This is a genomic window from Pseudomonas sp. C7.1, from assembly GCF_056312395.1.
Genome location: NZ_JBWDTL010000003.1, coordinates 3,449,483 through 3,465,867 on the forward strand (window position 1 = coordinate 3,449,483; position 16,385 = coordinate 3,465,867).

A 16,385-nucleotide genomic window follows, 5' to 3' on the forward strand; every position below is an offset into this window, starting at 1 on the left:
GAGTTCGCGAGTCTACCCCAGGGTTGCGCAGATCGACCACATAACGCACAGGGTTTTCCCGCCTCAGGTCCGCTGGCGGCCCAGCCGCGCTATAATTCGCGCCTTTCCTCACTCCCACGCCAGGCCCCATGATGAACCAGGATCAACTCAAGCAAGCCGTCGCCCAGGCTGCCGTCGACTTTATTCTCCCCAAACTCGACGCCAAGAGTGTGATCGGAGTCGGCACCGGCTCCACCGCCAACTGTTTTATCGACGCTCTGGCCAAGCACAAATTTGATTTCGACGGCGCAGTGGCCAGCTCCGAAGCCACCGCCGCGCGCCTCAAAGAACACGGCATCCCGGTATATGAGCTGAACAACGTCAGTGACCTGGAGTTCTATATCGACGGTGCTGACGAGAGCGATGAGCACCTCAACCTGATCAAGGGCGGCGGCGCAGCCCTGACCCGCGAGAAGATCGTTGCGGCCGTGGCGCAGACCTTTATCTGCATCGCCGACGCCAGCAAGCTGGTGCCGGTACTGGGCAACTTCCCCCTGCCGGTGGAAGTCATCCCGATGGCGCGCAGCCACGTTGCCCGCCAACTGGTGCAGCTCGGCGGCGACCCGGTGTACCGCGAAGGCGTGTTGACCGATAACGGTAATGTGATTCTCGATGTGCACAACCTGTCCATCACCCGCCCGGCCGAACTGGAAGCGCAGATCAATGCCATCGTCGGCGTGGTCACCAATGGTCTGTTCGCTGCCCGCCCGGCCGATCTGCTGCTGCTCGGCACAGCCGACGGTGTAAAAACGCTGAAACGCGCCTGACACCCAGAGCAGCAATATTCGGCGACTGTGCAAAACTGGATTAAGTCGGCAGACAGTCCGTGCCCTTGGCGTCATGCTGCTGGCCTGCTTAGCAGATCGTTGAAAACGTAGGCGAGGCAGGCGAGACAAGGAAAAAATAGGCGAGGACGCGGAGTGTACTTTTGTACATGAGCATTCCGAGCCTGTTTTTGACGCAGTATTGTCAACGCAGGTAGTTCTTCAACGGCCTGCTTAGTGTTCAGGATCATCAGGGAGTTCTATGTCTGCATTTGCCTCGTCCGCCCATGATCGCCAGCTGGAGCTCGCCGATCTGTTGCGTGAGCTGGTCGTCCAAGGCCGAACCGACCAAGACAATGCCGAACAGTGCCTGGCGATCCGCCGCAGCGCCGTCAACAATAAGCAGCACCCGCTGGAGTTTCTTGCCGCCCAGCAACTCGATGACCTGAAAAATCCAGGCAAAAAGCTTGAGCTGGAAGGGCTGACCAGTTGGCTGGCGGAGCAATGCGGCCAGCCCTTCCTGCGCATCGACCCACTGAAGATCGATGTCGCCGCCATAACCCCGCTGATGTCCTACGCCTTCGCCCAGCGCCACAAGATTCTTGCTGTGGCGGTGGACAGCGACAGCGTGACCATCGCCAGCAGCGAGCCATTGGTAAACAGCTGGGAAGCCAACCTCACCCATGTGCTCAAGCGTCCGATCAAGCGCGTGGTGGCCAGCCCGACGGATATCCAGCGCTTTACCGTGGAGTTCTACCGCCTGGCCAAGTCGGTCAGCGGCGCCTCGGCCGGCGACACTAAGATCAGCGGCGTGGGCAACTTCGAGCAACTGCTCAACCTCGGCGCTCAGGATCAGGAACCCGACGCCAACGACGCACATATCGTCAATATCGTTGACTGGTTGTTCCAATACGCCTTCACCCAGCGCGCCAGCGATATTCATATCGAGCCGCGCCGCGAGCAGGGCAGCGTGCGCTTTCGTATCGACGGCGTGCTGCACACCGTCTACCAATTCCCGCCCCAGGTGACCATGGCCATCGTCAGCCGCTTGAAAAGCCTCGGGCGGATGAACGTTGCAGAAAAACGCAAACCCCAGGATGGCCGAGTCAAGACCAAGACCCCAGACGGCGGTGAAGTGGAGCTGCGGCTGTCGACCCTGCCCACCGCCTTTGGCGAAAAAATGGTGATGCGGATTTTCGACCCGGAAGTGCTGCTGAAAAGCTTCGACCAACTGGGCTTTTCCGCCGATGACCTGCGCCGCTGGGAATACATGACCAGCCAGCCCAACGGCATCATCCTGGTCACAGGCCCAACCGGTTCGGGCAAGACCACCACGCTGTACACCACGTTGAAGAAACTGGCGACCAGCGAGGTCAACCTATGCACCATCGAAGACCCCATCGAGATGATCGAACCGGCCTTCAACCAAATGCAGGTGCAGAGCAACATCGACCTGACCTTCGCCAGCGGCGTGCGTGCACTGATGCGCCAAGACCCGGACATCATCATGGTCGGCGAAATTCGCGACCTGGAAACCGCCGAGATGGCGATCCAGGCGGCGCTCACCGGCCACTTGGTGCTGTCGACCCTGCACACCAACGACGCCCCCAGCGCCATCACCCGCTTGTTGGAACTGGGCGTGCCGCACTACCTGCTCAAATCCACCCTGCTTGGCGTGATGGCGCAGCGTCTGGTGCGCACCCTGTGTCCGCACTGCAAGGCACCGCAGACACTGGATGAAGACGGCTGGCAGAGCCTGACCAAACCCTGGAGTGCGCCACTGCCGACTCAGGCATGCAGTGCTGTAGGCTGCCTGGAATGCCGCGACACCGGTTACCGTGGCCGCGCCGGGGTGTATGAAATCATGTTGATCAACGATGCGATGAAACCGCTGATCACCGCCGACACCGACCTGGTTGCCCTGCGCCGCCATGCGTTCAAGGAAGGCATGCGCAGCCTGCGCCTTTCCGGCGCACAGAAGGTCGCCGCTGGCCTGACCACTATTGAGGAAGTATTGCGGGTTACCCCGCAGAGCGAGCAGAAATAACCTTAATGATCTGCTGCGCGTCGGCCCTACTGCGTTGAAAACAGGCTCGGAATGCTCATTTACAGCAGTAAACTCCGCTTCCTCGCCTGTTTTCGCCTTGTATGGCTCTAGCTCGCGAGATCATGAGTAGGCTCTCAGCCTTCTCCAGCACGACTCAGCGCCGCCACCCGCTGCGGCTTGCAGTCCAGATAGGCAGAGGCTTTCAGCCAGCGTTGATTGGAATGCCAGGCGAAAAGGAACTGCCCGCCCTTGAGCTGATCGACCACCATCCGCGCCACTTCCGGGCGCACCGCCGGGCAGCCCAGACTGCGGCCGATCCGGCCATGCTTCTGCGCCCAGCGCGGATTCACATAACCGGCGCCGTGGATCACGATGGCCCGCTCGCGGGCCAGATCATTCAGCCCAGGTTCCAGGCCATCCATACGCAGAGAATAACCGTGCTTACCGCTGTAGCTTTCAGCGGTGCGGAATAACCCCAGGCTGGTCTGATGGCTGCCCAGACGGTTGGAGAACGCCTCGGCGAAGTTCTCCCCCGACTTACGCCCATGAGCGACAAAGTCGCGCAGCAGCAAACGCTTGCGCTGCAGATCGAAGATCCACAAACGCCGTTCAGTAGAAGGCCGCGAATAATCGATTACGGCCAGGCGACGCGCAGGGTCAGCACCATGATTGACCGCGCACTGCATCGCCGCCAGAGCATGCTGCAACGCCTGCCTATTAAGCTCAGGGGCAATCCGCGCCAGATCCCTAAGCAGGCTATCCTGCTCGGTGGCGGTCGCCGACAGCGGCATACAAGCAAGCAAAAATCCAATCACACAGAATCTGCCAAGACGTCCAAACATTGCGCAAATACCTCTAGTAGCCTTGGACGTCCTGTCACAAGATCCAACCATCGCCCGCCTATACTGGCTGCGACCACGTTGTTCTTAGCCCATGGAATGGAGCAGTTGATTGTTCAAAAAACGCACACTCTACCTGAGCGCCGCCCTGCTCACCCTGCCATTGGTCGCTAATGCCGCCGATGAGCCCTTTACCACCCGCGCCGATCTGCGCCCTTTACTGGCTCAGCTGACGCAGCAGTGCAACCCACTGCCGACAAGCCTAGACGAGAATGCTCAACACCTGCTCCAGGCTTTTTATGAACAACGCGACGGCCAACCCGCCTGGCAGAGCGGTGAGCAACTGCTGCAATTGCGCGAGCAGCTGGCGCAATTAGCCGATGACGGACTGCAGCCAAGTGAATACCTGCTACCCAGCCTGACCGCAGAAAGCCCCGCCCTGCAGCGCGACTGCGCCGACCTGCTGACCAGCCACAGCTACCTGCAGGCCCTGCTGCACCTGCGCCGTGGCCGTTTGCTGCAACAACGCCTGGAACCGCTGTGGCAGGCACCCGGACAAACCAACCCGGACCCGCAACTGGCGACCCTCTCATTGGCCATGCAACATCTGCATACGCCATCCCAGGCCTTTGCCAGCGCAAGGCCTGCCACCGTGCAGTACCAGCGGCTGCGTAGCGCCTACGCGCAACAACGCCTGCTGCCGCTACAGGCGTGGTCGACGCTCGCCAGCGGCCCACAGCTCAAGCCAGGCAGTCAGGATGCGCGAGTGCCAGCATTACGCGCACGACTGATCGCCCAGGGCTACCTGATGTCACCGCCAGAAGAACTGGGCAACACCTACGACCTGGCCACGCAAAGCGCCCTGGAGAATTTCCAGCGCGACCACGGCCTTAACCCAGATGGCATTCTTGGCCCCGCCAGCCTGACCGAGCTGAATATCAGCGCACCGCTGCGCCGCGAACAACTGCGCGCCAATCTCGAACGCCTGCGCTGGCTGGCCGACACCATGGGCAATGCCGAAGTACTGATTAATGTCGCAGCCGCCGAAATTCAGGTGCGGCGCAATAACCAGCTGCTGTGGCGTACACGCACCCAAGTCGGCCGCGCCGAGCGGCAAACGCCGCAGCTCGCCTCAAGCATTGTGCGACTGACCCTCAACCCAACCTGGACCGTGCCGCCGACCATCCTGCGCGAAGACAAACTGCCAGCCATTCGTGACGACATCGGCTACCTGGAACGCCAGCATATGAGCGTGCTCGACCGCGACGGCAACCTGCTCGACCCGCACAGCATCGACTGGGAAAACCCCGGCACGATTCGCCTGCGCCAGTCGGCCGGCAGCCATAACCCGCTCGGCCGCGTCGCGGTGCGCTTCGACAATCCATTCGCGGTCTACCTGCACGACACGCCCAGCCAGCAGCTGTTCAGCAAGGCGCCGCGCGCCTTCAGCTCCGGCTGCGTGCGGGTTGAGGCCGTCGATACCCTGCTCGCCTGGCTGCTCACCCCGGATGAGCTGAACGCCGTGCAAGCGCGCATCGCCAGCGGTGAAACACAGCAGTACCGCCTGCAGCATCCAGCGCCGCTGCTGATTGCCTACTGGACGGTCGAAGCCAGCAAGGACGGCGCCCTGCGCTACTACCCGGACATCTACGCCCGCGATGCGCGCCTGGTCAAAGCTCTGGCACCAAGCGTGCGCTGATCGGCAGCCATGACCGTTGATCGGCGCACTCTGCAACGGCATCGACAGCCGCGCCAACGCCAACTGTGCTTAGATACTTAAACAGCTAATACGCAGACTCAAAACCGTCTAGGAGCTACACCACATGGAAATCGGCAGCGTCATTTTTCTTTTTGTCGGCCTCGCCGTCGCCATCGTTTTTATGGGCTTCAAAGTCGTACCGCAGGGCTTCGAATGGACAGTGGAGCGCTTTGGCCGCTACACCAACACCCTCAAGCCAGGCCTGAACATCATCGTGCCAGTGATGGACAAGATCGGCCGCAAGCTCAACGTGATGGAAAACGTGCTGGATATTCCACCACAGGAAGTGATCACTGCCGATAACGCCACGGTGCAGATCGACGCCATCTGCTTCTTCCAGATCATCAACTCGGCCCAGGCGGCGTACGAGGTGAACAACCTCGAACACGCCATCCGCAACCTGGTGATGACCAATATCCGCACCGTACTCGGCTCCATGGAACTGGACGCCATGCTCGGCCAGCGCGATGCGATCAACGAGCGACTGCTGCGCACCGTCGATGAAGCCACCGCGCCTTGGGGCATCAAGATCACCCGTATCGAAATCAAAGACATCAGCCCGCCCGCCGACCTGATGGCTGCCATGTCCGGGCAGATGAAAGCCGAACGGATCAAGCGCGCACAAATTCTCGAAGCCGAGGGCCTGCGCGCCGCCGCCATTCTGACTGCCGAAGGGCAGAAGCAGGGCGACATCCTCAAGGCCGAAGGCCAGCGCCAGGCTGCCTTCCTCGAAGCCGAAGCACGCGAACGTGCTGCCCAGGCGGAAGCCGAAGCCACGCGCATGGTTTCCGAAGCCATCGCCCAGGGCAATGTGCAGGCGGTCAACTATTTCGTCGCGCAGAAATACATCGAAGCCCTCGGCCAACTGGCCAGCGCCAACAACAGTAAGGTCATTCTGATGCCGCTGGAGGCCAGCCAGGTAATTGGCGCAGTGGGCGGCATCAGCGAAATTGTCAAAGCCACCTTCGGTGAGAAGAAGGGTTAAACCATGTGGGACTTTTTACAGCACCTGTCGTACTGGAACTGGCTGGCCTTCGGCACCCTGCTGCTGATTCTCGAAGTGTTCGGCGCCGGCGGCTACCTGCTCTGGATCGGCCTGGCCGCCGCCAGCGTCGGCCTGCTGACCTTTATCTTCCCCGGCCTGCCGTGGGCTGCGCAGTTCATCCTCTTTGGCTTGCTCTCGATTCTGACGGCAGTGTTCTGGTGGCAACGCCAGCGCAGCGCTGCCAAACCTTCCGACCAACCGGGGCTAAACCAGCGCGGCAGTGAATTCGTCGGCCGCACCTTTGTTCTGCATGAAGCCATCAACGGCGGACGCGGCAAAATCAAGGCTGGCGACTCGCTATGGCTGGTCAACGGTCCCGAACTGCCGGCCGGCACACCTGTGCGCGTGATGGGCCAGGAGGGCGTGGTGTTGCAAGTCGTCGCCATACAACCAGACTGATCGCCAACGCTGTAAACGACAACGCCCCGCATTGCGGGGCGTTGTCGTTTAACCATGAACCTTATGCGTCGCTGTCAGCAGTGGCCTTATAGGCAGCAGCATCGAGCAGCTTGTCCAGCTCGCTGGCATCGCTTGGCTTGAGCTTGAAGAACCAGCTGCCGTAGGGGTCGCTGTTGACGCTTTCCGGGCTGTCGGCCAGGCCGTCGTTGATGGCGATCACTTCACCGGAAACGGGCGAGTAGATGTCGGACGCGGCCTTGACCGATTCCACCACCCCGGCTTCCTGACCGGCATTCAGGGTCTTACCGACTTCCGGCAGCTCGATGAATACCACATCACCCAGAGCTTCCTGGGCGTGATCAGAAATGCCTACGGTAACGCTGCCATCGGCTTCCAGGCGCGCCCACTCGTGGCTAGCGGCGTAACGCAGATCGGCGGGGATATTGCTCATGTGTCGTTCCTCATCTGACATGACGGCGACCACGCCGCCATGGAAATTTAGCAGGCCTTGGCCATACCGAAAGAAAGTCTTTAAAAACCTAGCGCACCGTTGCAAAACGGGCGTTTTCGACCATCCATGGCCAGATCAAAGCTCAGATAAGCGCCTTGCCGTTACGCACAAACATCGGCTTAACCACGCGCACCGGGTACCACTTGCCGCGAATTTCCACCTCGGCACGTTCGTTAGTCGCTGCCGGCACGCGGGCCAGGGCGATGGACTTGCCCAGGGTCGGCGAGAAGCTGCCGCTGGTAATCTCGCCTTCGCCAACGCCTTCAACCCGTACCACCTGGTGCGCACGCAGCACGCCGCGTTCTTCCAGCACCAGGCCAACCAGTTTGGAGGCGACGCCTTCGGCCTTTTGCTTCTGCAGCGCAGCGCGGCCGAGAAAACCACGGCTGGCTGGCTCCCACGCCACTGTCCAGGCCATATTGGACGCCAGCGGGGTAACGCTTTCGTCCATGTCCTGGCCGTACAGGTTCATCCCGGCTTCCAGGCGCAGGGTGTCGCGCGCGCCGAGGCCAATCGGGGAGATACCGGCGCCGACCAGTTCATTGAGGAAGGCCACCACTTCGCTGGCCGGCAGCATGATTTCCAGGCCGTCTTCGCCGGTGTAACCGGTGCGGGCGATAAACCAGTCGCCATCGGGCTGACCTTCGAACGGCTTGAGGCTTTGAATCAGGTTGGCGCGGGACTGGCTGACCAGCTCGACGGTCTTGCTGCGTGCATGCGGGCCTTGAATGGCCAGCATGCCCAGATCGGCACGTTCCTGCACGTGCACGTCGAAGTCGACGCTTTGCAGGTGCATCCAGGCCAGGTCCTTGTCGCGGGTCGAAGCATTCACCACCACGCGGTAACCCTGCTCTTTATTAGTGGAGCAGGTCAGATAGACGATCAGGTCATCCACCACCCCACCCTGCTCGTTGAGCATGCCGCTGTAGAGGGCTTTACCGATGCTTTGCAGGCGCTCGATGTCGTTGGCTAGCAGGTGCTGCAGATAGGCCTTGGCCTGGCTGCCGCTGACATCCACCACGGTCATGTGCGACACATCGAACACCCCGCAGTCGCGCCGCACCTGATGGTGCTCCTCGACCTGCGAGCCATAGTGCAACGGCATGTCCCAACCGCCGAAGTCAACCATCTTGGCACCCAAAGCAAGGTGCAGGTCATAGAGCGGTGTGCGCTGTCCCATCAGTGTCTCCTTGCGGGCTGGACAGTGCAGCGGCAACCTGGCTGAGCCCAGAAAATCGGGCGCTGGCACGGGCTATCAAGATGATTGGCCACTGCGAATGGCGCGCATTGTAGCCGCAACACTGGGGGCGGTCATCTTGGTCTTGGCTGTACTGAGGGTACCTGGTGGGTTACGCCGCTACACGGCTAACCCATCCTACCCGTGGCGCCGCGCCGAACGGCGAATAAGCAGAATCACCGGCAACAGGCCGACCAGCACCAGGGTCAGGGCCGGCAGCGCGGCGCGCGCCCACTCGCCTTCGCTGGTCATTTCAAACACCCGCACAGACAGCGTGTCCCAGCCAAAGGGCCGCATCAACAGGGTGGCGGGCATTTCCTTGAGTACATCGACAAACACCAGCAGCGCCGCCGAGAGCGCCCCCGGCACCAGCAACGGCAGGTACACCTTGAAGAACAGCCCAACGCCACCGACACCGAGGCTGCGTGAGGCTTCCGGTAAGGACGGGCGAATACGCGCCAGGCTGTTTTCCAGCGGCCCATAGGCCACCGCCATAAAGCGAATCATATAGGCCAGCAGCAACGCCGAGAGGCTGCCGAGCAGCACCGGCTTGCCCGCGCCGCCCAGCCAGCTGGACAGCGGAATCACCAGTTCACGGTCCAGGTAACTGAACGCCAGCATAATCGCCACCGCCAGCATCGAGCCGGGCAAGGCATAACCGAGGTTGGCCAGGCCAACGGTGGAGCGCATCAGCCGGGTTGGCGCCATACGCCGGGCGAAAGCTAGCAGCAGTGCCACGCTGACGGTGATCAGCGCTGCCATCGCACCTAAGTAAAGGGTGTGCAGAATCAACGCTGTGTAACGCTCATCCAGATCGAAACGGCCGCGCTGCCAGAACCAGACAATCAGCTGCAGCAGCGGAATCACAAAGCCGCAGGCAAACACCAGGCAGCACCAGGCGCTGGCGGCCAGCGCCTTGCCGCCCGTGAGGTGATACAACGCCTGACTGCGTGCACGCTCATTCACCGGACGCACAGCACCGCGCGCGCGACGCTCGCCATAGAGCACCAGCATCACCGCCAGCAGCAACAGGCTGGCCAGCTGGGTAGCGCTGGTCAGGCTGTAAAAGCTGTACCAGGTCTTGTAGATCGCGGTGGTAAAGGTATCGAAGTTGAACACCGCCACCGCGCCGAAATCCGCCAGGGTTTCCATGATAGCCAGGGCCAGGCCAGCCCCAATCGCCGGACGCGCCATCGGCAGAGCGACACGCCAGAACGCCCGCCAGGGGCTCAGGCCGAGCACCCGCGCGGCTTCCATCAAGCCCTTACCCTGGGCCAGGAAGGCATTGCGCGCGAGCAGGTAGACGTAGGGGTAGAACACCAGCACCAGCACGATAATCACCCCGCCGGTGGAACGCACGCGGGGGAAGCGCACACCGCTGCCGAACCACTCACGCAGCAGGGTCTGCAGCGGGCCGGCGAAATCCAGCAGGCCGACAAACACAAACGCCAGCACATAAGCGGGAATGGCAAACGGCAGCATCAGCGCCCAGTCCAGCCAGCGCCGACCGGGGAACTCACAAAGGCTGGTGAGCCAGGCCAGGCTAACCCCGAGCAACGTCACGCCAACACCAACGCCGAGAACCAACATCAGGGTATTGCCAAGCAAGCGCGGCAACTGGGTTTGCCAGAGGTGCGCCCAGATCTGCTGGTCAACCTCATGCCAGCTGAACATCAGCACGCTCAGCGGCAGCAGCACCAGCAAGGCGACGGCAAAGGCAATGGGGTACCAGCGGCGCTGGGCAGGATGGGCCACGCAGAGTCCTCAAGACAAAAACACAACGCCCCGGGCTAAGCCGGGGCGTGGAGTATAACGGCGTAGGATGGGTTGAGGCGCGTAGCGGCGATACCCATCGTGTTTGGATGCGATGGGTATCGCTGCGCTCAACCCATCCTACGAGCTGAAGGCCTGTGCAGGCCGTAGAACCTGTTTAAGATTTCGCGAGCTAGAGTCCTGCAAGGCAAAAACAGGCGAGGAAGCGGAGTGTACTTTTGTACATGAGCATTCCGAGTCTGTTTTTAACGCCGCAGGGCCGACGCGCAGCAAATCGTGATTAAGTTCTTAGTTCCAGCCAGCGCGATCCATCAGCATGGTCGCTTCAGCCTGGCGCTTGCCGGCCACTTCGGTGGCAATCGAGTCAGCCTTGAAGGTGCCCCAAGCAGCCACTTCCTTGGACGGTGCGACCGCCGGGTTAGCCGGGAACTCCTGGTTAACGCCGGCGAAGATGGTCTGCGCTTCTTCAGTGGTCATCCACTCCAGCAGCTTGCGCGCTTCAGCGGCATGCGGCGCGTGCTTGGTTACGCCGGCACCGGCCAGGTTGACATGCACGCCACGGTCGTTCTGGTTTGGCCAGTACGGCTTCACTTTTAGGTCAGGCTGCTGCTGGTGCAGGCGGCCATAGTAATAGGTGTTGGTGATGCCGACGTCGCACTGACCGGCGTCGATGGCCTGCAGCAGCGCGGTGTCATCGGCGAACACGTCGGTGGCCAGGTTGTTGACCCAGCCCTTGACGATTTCTTCGGTCTTGGCCGCGCCATGGGCTTCGATTAGGGTGGCGGTCAGCGACTGGTTGTAGACCTTCTTGCTGGTGCGCAGGCACAAACGGCCTTCCCAGTTTTTGTCAGCCAGGGCTTCGTAAGTGCTCAGCTCGCTTGGTTTTACCCGCTCGGTGGAATAGAAGATGGTACGCGCACGCAGCGACAGGCCAGTCCAGCTGTCGGTGCTGGAGCGGTATTGGGCCGGGATATTGGCACTGATCAGCTCGGATTTAGTCGGTTGCAGCACGCCTTCCTGCTCGGCCTGCCAGAGGTTGCCGGCGTCCACGGTGATCAGCAGGTCGGCTGGAGTGTTTTCGCCTTCAGCTTTCAGGCGGGCGATCAGCGGCGCTTCCTTGTCGGTGATGAACTTGACCTTGACCCCGGTCTTGGCGGTGTAGGCATCGAATACCGGCTTGATCAGCTCGTCGATACGCGAGGAATAAACCACTACCTCATCGGCGGCCTGCGCAGTGCTGGCGAGCGCGGAGAGAGAGAGTGCGGCGAACAAGCCTTTGCTTATCTGCATGGTGTAGTGCCTCTTGGTATAGACGAGTTAAGGTGCCAAATACTAGTGAATAGCATTTAGCTTCTCAACTCGTCATTTATTCAAAGCTGTAACAAGTGCCTTCAGCCCTACCCTGCGCCGCAGGCTGAAGTCGGGGCGTCAGGCCACCGCCTGCTGCGCGGCCAACTGCTTGGCCTGCTCGCGCAGAACAAACTTCTGCACCTTGCCGGTGCTGGTTTTCGGCAGGCTGGTAAACACCACGCAGCCCGGTACCTTGAAACGTGCCATACGCTGCTGGCAGAAGGCGATCACATCTTCGGCCGTCAGCTCGACACCCGGCTTTAGGGTGACAAAGGCGCAGGGGGTTTCGCCCCATTTGGCGTGAGCCATGGCCACCACGGCGGCTTCGAGGATATGCGGATGGCGATACAGCACGTCTTCCACCTCGATGGAGGAGATGTTCTCGCCGCCGGAGATGATGATGTCCTTGCTGCGATCCTTGATCTCCACATAGCCATCGGCATGCCACACCGCCAGGTCGCCGGAGTGGAACCAGCCACCGGCAAAGGCCTCGGCGGTGGCCGAGGGATTTTTAAGGTAACCCTTCATCACCACGTTGCCGCGCATCATGATCTCGCCGATGGTCTGGCCGTCTTTCGGCACCGGTTGCAGGGTATAGGGGTCTGCCACCATCAGGCCGTCGAGCAGCGGCGCACGCACGCCCTGGCGGGATTTCAGGCGGGCGCGCTGCTCTGGGCTTTCGCTGTCCCACTCACTTTTCCATTCGCAGGCCACGCTGGGGCCGTAGGTTTCGGTCAGGCCATAAACGTGGGTGACGCGAAACTCCAAGGCTTCCATGGCTTCGATTACCGCAGCGGGTGGCGCAGCACCGGCGGTCAGTACCTTGACCGGGCGAGTCTTCAGCGCTTTTAGATCATCTGCGGCATTGGCCAGCATATTCAGCACGATGGGCGCGCCGCAGAAATGGTCGACGTCATGCTCGGCAAGCGCCGGGTAGATGACTTCGGCGCGCACATGGCGCAGGCACACATTGACCCCAACATAAGCGGCCAGCGCCCAGGGGAAGCACCAGCCGTTGCAGTGGAACATCGGCAGCGTCCACAGGTACACCGGGAAGCGGCTCATGTCCCAACACATGGCGTTGGACAGCGCATTCAGGTGCGCACCGCGATGGTGATAGACCACGCCCTTGGGATTACCAGTGGTGCCTGAGGTGTAGTTGAGGGAGATCGCCTGCCACTCATCGGCTGGCAACTGCCAGGCATAGTCAGGGTCACCCTCGGCCAGCAGCGTCTCGTAATCCAGCTGACCAATCAGCAGACCCTCGGCATATTCTGGATCATCGATGCCGATCACCAGCGGCGGTTGCGGCAAATGGCCGACCACGCGCTGGGCCAGTTCGCCGAACTCCTTGTCCACCAGCAGCACCTTGGCTTCGCCGTGCTGCAGGATAAAGGCGATAGCTTCGGCATCCAGGCGGCTGTTAATGGCATTCAGCACCGCGCCGCACATCGGCACGCCAAAATGCGCCTCGAACATCGCAGGGCCGTTGGGTGCAATCACCGCCACCGTATCGCCCAGGCCGATGCCGCGCTGGGCCAACGCCGAGGCCAGACGAATACTACGGCTGTAGGTGTCGCCCCAGGTCTGGCGCAGGCTGCCATTGATCAGCGCCAGACGCTGCGGGTAAACGCTGGCAGCGCGCTCAAGAAAGCTCAGCGGGCTAAGCGCCTGAAAATTTGCCGCATCGCGCGGCATGCCGTATTCGTATGGATTGACGCTGTGCATTTGTTGTTCTCCAGCTGGGCCTTTATACGGAGAAACCATAACAGCCATGTGGTTTTAGCGATGCGCTACCTTGGTCGAAACCGTGACTTGCAAGTCAGCAATCACGTCAGCATAGGCATCCGAACAGCCATGCAGGACGTTTTCTCGCGGCGTAATAGCCGCCACAGAGCGCTTTAAGAGCCTGCGTGACAAGCCTCCATAGCTTTATCTCGGTTTGTCTGGCGCCCTCTTTTCAAGGAGTTATCGAGTGACTTCACGTTTACCTGTGATCGTTGGTTTTGGTGGCTATAACGCGGCCGGGCGCAGCTCCTTCCACCATGGCTTCCGCCGCACCGTGATCGAGTCCATGGACACCCCAACGCGCCAGCAGACCCTAGCCGGCCTGGCGGTGATGATGAAGCTGGTCAAGGCGGTCGATGGTCACTATCAGGATCAAGAAGGCAACAGCCTGAGCCTGGCCGAGATCGACAGCCGCTTTGCCGAGCAGATTCTGGCCTCGACCCTGGTGCGACGGATCGAAAAACAGCACCTGGACACCGATGCCGCGCACTGGCAAAAAACCATCGACATCAGCGCCACCGCCGGCCAGCCGCTGAGTTTTATCACCCTGCGCAAACACCTGCCCGAGCCGCTGCCGAGCGACTGGACGGTGGACGAGCTGAACGCCAGCGAAGTGCTGGTGACCCTGCACGACAACTGCGAATTCAAGGTCGACAGCTACCGCGCCCTGCCGGTGAAATCCGCCGGCCAGCTGCCCACCGGCTTCGAGCCGAGCGAGCTGTACAACGCGCGCTTTCACCCGCGCGGCCTGGCCATGACCATTGTCGGCGTGACCGACGCCCTGCGCGCCACCGGCATCGAGTGGCAGACCATCATGCAGCATGTAGCGCCGGATGAAGTGGCGGTGTTCGCCAGCTGCATCATGAGTCAGCTTGATGAAAATGGCTTCGGCGGCCTGATGCAGTCACGCCTCAAGGGCGGTCGCGTTACCGCCAAGCAGCTGGCCTTAGGCCTTAACACCATGCCTGCGGACTTTATCAACGCCTATGTGCTGGGCAGCGTCGGCACCACCGGCAGCATCACCGGGGCCTGCGCCACCTTCCTCTATAACCTGCAAAAAGGCATCGAGCAGATCAGCAGCGGCAAATCCCGCGTGGTCATCGTCGGCAGCAGCGAAGCGCCGATCAACCAGGAATGTATCGAGGGTTACGGCGCCATGGGTGCCCTGGCCACCGAAGATGGCCTGCGCCAGATCGAAGGCAAGGAGGCCGTGGCCCAGAGCGACAGCGAGGTAGACTTCCGCCGCGCCAGCCGCCCATTTGGCGACAACTGCGGCTTTACCCTGGCCGAAGCCTGCCAGTTCGTGGTGCTGATGGACGACGAGCTGGCCCTGGAACTGGGCGCGGATATCCACGGCGCAGTGCCGGATGTGTTTATCAACGCCGACGGCTTCAAGAAATCCATCTCCGCCCCCGGCCCCGGCAACTACCTGACCGTAGCCAAGGCCGTGGCCAGCGCCGTGCAACTGCTGGGCATCGACGCGGTGCGCGAGCGCAGCTTTGTGCATGCTCACGGCTCCAGCACCCCGGCCAACCGGGTGACCGAATCGGCAATCCTCGACCGCATCGCCGGCGCCTTCGCCATCGAGCAATGGCCGGTCACAGCAGTGAAAGCCTTTGTCGGCCACTCCCTGGCCACCGCCAGCGGCGATCAGCTGATCTCCGCCCTGGGCAGCTTCAAGTACGGCATCATCCCCGGTATCAAAACCATCGACACGGTGGCCGACGACGTACACCAGCAACACCTAAGCTTCGCCACCCAGGATCGCGCCCGCGCCCCCGAGCAGCTGGACCTGTGCTTTATCAACTCCAAGGGTTTTGGCGGCAACAACGCCAGCGCCCTGCTGCTGGCCCCGCATGTTGCCGAACGCATGCTGCGCAAGCGCCACGGCGAAGCCGCCTTTGCCACCTACCTGCAGCGCCGCGAAGCCACACGCAAGGCGGCCCAGGCCTACGACGCGCAAGCGCTGCTGGGCGATCTGGGGATTATCTACAACTTCGGCAACGACCTGATCGACGACCAGCAGATCGAGATCAACAGTGAGCAGATCAAAGTGCCGGGCTTCGCCCAGCCGCTGGTGTTCAAGAAGGACGAGCGCTACGGCGATATGCTCGGCTGAGCGCCGATGATGGGTTAAGCCTGCGACTAACCCGCCCCAGGGTCTCGCTTAGTCCAGCCTAAAGCGGCCCATTACCCCGCCGGCGAAACCAGCCGGTCAGCGACAGCCGATCGCGGGTGGCCGGCAATACTTCGTGGGGCATATCGGCGGAGAGAAACAGCAACAGGCTGCCAGCCTGAGGTAATACATCGCGGGTCTCGCCATTCGGCAGATATAAACGCAGCGCGCCGCCCTGCTCAGCCTGCCAGTCCTCGTTGAGGTAGAACACCGCCGACACCGCGCGGCGATCATCATCACGAAAGCGATCCACATGCTTCTGGTAGAACGCGCCCGGCGGATACAGGGCGAAGTGCCCCTCGAAGTCCTCCAGGCCCAGATACAAGCCCTGGTTCAGCGCCACGCGCAGCTCATCAAACGCCTGCAGGTACTGATCGCAGGCCTCAGCCTGGCCGGCTTCCAGCCACTGGATATGGTCGCCGCGCACCCCTTCGCGAATCTGCTGCTGCGCGCCACGGCCGACGCCGGCGGGTGCCAATGCACCTTGCGCGGCACGTTTACGGCACTCTTCGGCCAGTTCGAGGGTCAGAGCTTGTGGCATGAACTGCGGTTGCAGCGACCAGCCGTGTTCGGCGAGGTCGTCAACGATGCGGGTCAGGCAGGCGGTGTGGGTATCAGTCGTCATGCCGGCGATTCTACCAGCCTGTGATCGATTGAT

The 16,385-nt window shown here is 61.5% G+C and carries 13 protein-coding genes; 6 read left to right on the forward strand and 7 right to left on the reverse strand.

Annotation, left to right across the window (positions count from 1 at the left end; genetic code table 11):
* The first annotated feature begins 131 nt into the window (after positions 1 to 131).
* Both rpiA and tfpB read left to right on the forward strand, forming a co-directional pair.
* Positions 132 to 806, forward strand: coding sequence for a ribose-5-phosphate isomerase RpiA (gene rpiA / locus AC0T4W_RS19470; protein ID WP_476321807.1), 675 nt, complete (start codon positions 132 to 134; stop codon positions 804 to 806).
* Positions 807 to 1,065: 259 nt separating this feature from the next.
* Positions 1,066 to 2,850, forward strand: coding sequence for a type IV pilus assembly ATPase TfpB (gene tfpB / locus AC0T4W_RS19475; protein WP_476321809.1), 1,785 nt, complete (start codon positions 1,066 to 1,068; stop codon positions 2,848 to 2,850).
* Positions 2,851 to 2,984: 134 nt separating this feature from the next.
* Here tfpB and AC0T4W_RS19480 read toward each other — a convergent pair whose 3' ends face one another.
* Positions 2,985 to 3,692 carry a murein L,D-transpeptidase catalytic domain family protein gene (locus tag AC0T4W_RS19480; RefSeq protein WP_476321811.1) on the reverse strand — a complete coding sequence of 236 codons (708 nt, stop codon included), beginning with the start codon at positions 3,690 to 3,692 and terminating at the stop codon, positions 2,985 to 2,987.
* 109 nt (positions 3,693 to 3,801) lie between these two features.
* Here AC0T4W_RS19480 and AC0T4W_RS19485 point away from each other — a divergent pair, with 109 nt between their 5' ends.
* From AC0T4W_RS19485 to AC0T4W_RS19495, 3 genes are all read left to right on the forward strand, one after another.
* Positions 3,802 to 5,388, forward strand: a complete 1,587-nt coding sequence (locus AC0T4W_RS19485; RefSeq protein WP_476321813.1) for a L,D-transpeptidase family protein — start codon at positions 3,802 to 3,804, stop codon at positions 5,386 to 5,388.
* A gap of 124 nt (positions 5,389 to 5,512) precedes the next feature.
* Positions 5,513 to 6,433, forward strand: a complete 921-nt coding sequence (locus AC0T4W_RS19490) for an SPFH domain-containing protein (RefSeq protein ID WP_090380173.1) — start codon at positions 5,513 to 5,515, stop codon at positions 6,431 to 6,433.
* A gap of 3 nt (positions 6,434 to 6,436) precedes the next feature.
* Complete coding sequence (locus AC0T4W_RS19495) at positions 6,437 to 6,892, forward strand: NfeD family protein (RefSeq protein ID WP_476321816.1); 456 nt, start codon at positions 6,437 to 6,439, stop codon at positions 6,890 to 6,892.
* 61 nt (positions 6,893 to 6,953) lie between these two features.
* Here AC0T4W_RS19495 and gcvH read toward each other — a convergent pair whose 3' ends face one another.
* The 5 genes from gcvH to AC0T4W_RS19520 form a co-directional block, all read right to left on the reverse strand.
* The gene (gene gcvH / locus AC0T4W_RS19500) at positions 6,954 to 7,343 is read right to left on the reverse strand and encodes a glycine cleavage system protein GcvH (protein WP_476321818.1); all 390 of its coding nucleotides are present in this window, start codon (positions 7,341 to 7,343) and stop codon (positions 6,954 to 6,956) included.
* 142 nt (positions 7,344 to 7,485) lie between these two features.
* Positions 7,486 to 8,583, reverse strand: a complete 1,098-nt coding sequence (gene gcvT / locus AC0T4W_RS19505) for a glycine cleavage system aminomethyltransferase GcvT (RefSeq protein ID WP_476321820.1) — start codon at positions 8,581 to 8,583, stop codon at positions 7,486 to 7,488.
* A gap of 195 nt (positions 8,584 to 8,778) precedes the next feature.
* A complete protein-coding gene (locus AC0T4W_RS19510; protein ID WP_476321822.1) occupies positions 8,779 to 10,395 on the reverse strand; it encodes an ABC transporter permease in 1,617 nt (538 codons plus the stop codon).
* 306 nt (positions 10,396 to 10,701) lie between these two features.
* Complete coding sequence (locus AC0T4W_RS19515) at positions 10,702 to 11,703, reverse strand: extracellular solute-binding protein (RefSeq protein WP_476321824.1); 1,002 nt, start codon at positions 11,701 to 11,703, stop codon at positions 10,702 to 10,704.
* Between the two features lie 138 nt (positions 11,704 to 11,841).
* Positions 11,842 to 13,491, reverse strand: a complete 1,650-nt coding sequence (locus AC0T4W_RS19520) for an acyl-CoA synthetase (RefSeq protein WP_476321826.1) — start codon at positions 13,489 to 13,491, stop codon at positions 11,842 to 11,844.
* Between the two features lie 247 nt (positions 13,492 to 13,738).
* Here AC0T4W_RS19520 and AC0T4W_RS19525 point away from each other — a divergent pair, with 247 nt between their 5' ends.
* The gene (locus tag AC0T4W_RS19525) at positions 13,739 to 15,670 is read left to right on the forward strand and encodes a beta-ketoacyl synthase (RefSeq protein WP_476321828.1); all 1,932 of its coding nucleotides are present in this window, start codon (positions 13,739 to 13,741) and stop codon (positions 15,668 to 15,670) included.
* Between the two features lie 58 nt (positions 15,671 to 15,728).
* Here AC0T4W_RS19525 and AC0T4W_RS19530 read toward each other — a convergent pair whose 3' ends face one another.
* Positions 15,729 to 16,352, reverse strand: coding sequence for a 2OG-Fe(II) oxygenase (locus AC0T4W_RS19530; RefSeq protein WP_476321830.1), 624 nt, complete (start codon positions 16,350 to 16,352; stop codon positions 15,729 to 15,731).
* Positions 16,353 to 16,385 lie beyond the last annotated feature (33 nt).

Bases quoted from the DNA above. Each gene is read 5' to 3' on its own strand.
- AC0T4W_RS19480 (WP_476321811.1), bottom strand. From the start codon at position 3,692: ATGTTTGGACGTCTTGGCAGATTCTGTGTGATTGGATTTTTGCTTGCT.
- AC0T4W_RS19530 (WP_476321830.1), bottom strand. From the start codon at position 16,352: ATGACGACTGATACCCACACCGCCTGCCTGACCCGCATCGTTGACGAC.
- AC0T4W_RS19515 (WP_476321824.1), bottom strand. From the start codon at position 11,703: ATGCAGATAAGCAAAGGCTTGTTCGCCGCACTCTCTCTCTCCGCGCTC.
- tfpB (WP_476321809.1), top strand. From the start codon at position 1,066: ATGTCTGCATTTGCCTCGTCCGCCCATGATCGCCAGCTGGAGCTCGCC.
- AC0T4W_RS19495 (WP_476321816.1), top strand. From the start codon at position 6,437: ATGTGGGACTTTTTACAGCACCTGTCGTACTGGAACTGGCTGGCCTTC.
- gcvH (WP_476321818.1), bottom strand. From the start codon at position 7,343: ATGAGCAATATCCCCGCCGATCTGCGTTACGCCGCTAGCCACGAGTGG.
- AC0T4W_RS19490 (WP_090380173.1), top strand. From the start codon at position 5,513: ATGGAAATCGGCAGCGTCATTTTTCTTTTTGTCGGCCTCGCCGTCGCC.
- gcvT (WP_476321820.1), bottom strand. From the start codon at position 8,583: ATGGGACAGCGCACACCGCTCTATGACCTGCACCTTGCTTTGGGTGCC.
- AC0T4W_RS19520 (WP_476321826.1), bottom strand. From the start codon at position 13,491: ATGCACAGCGTCAATCCATACGAATACGGCATGCCGCGCGATGCGGCA.
- rpiA (WP_476321807.1), top strand. From the start codon at position 132: ATGAACCAGGATCAACTCAAGCAAGCCGTCGCCCAGGCTGCCGTCGAC.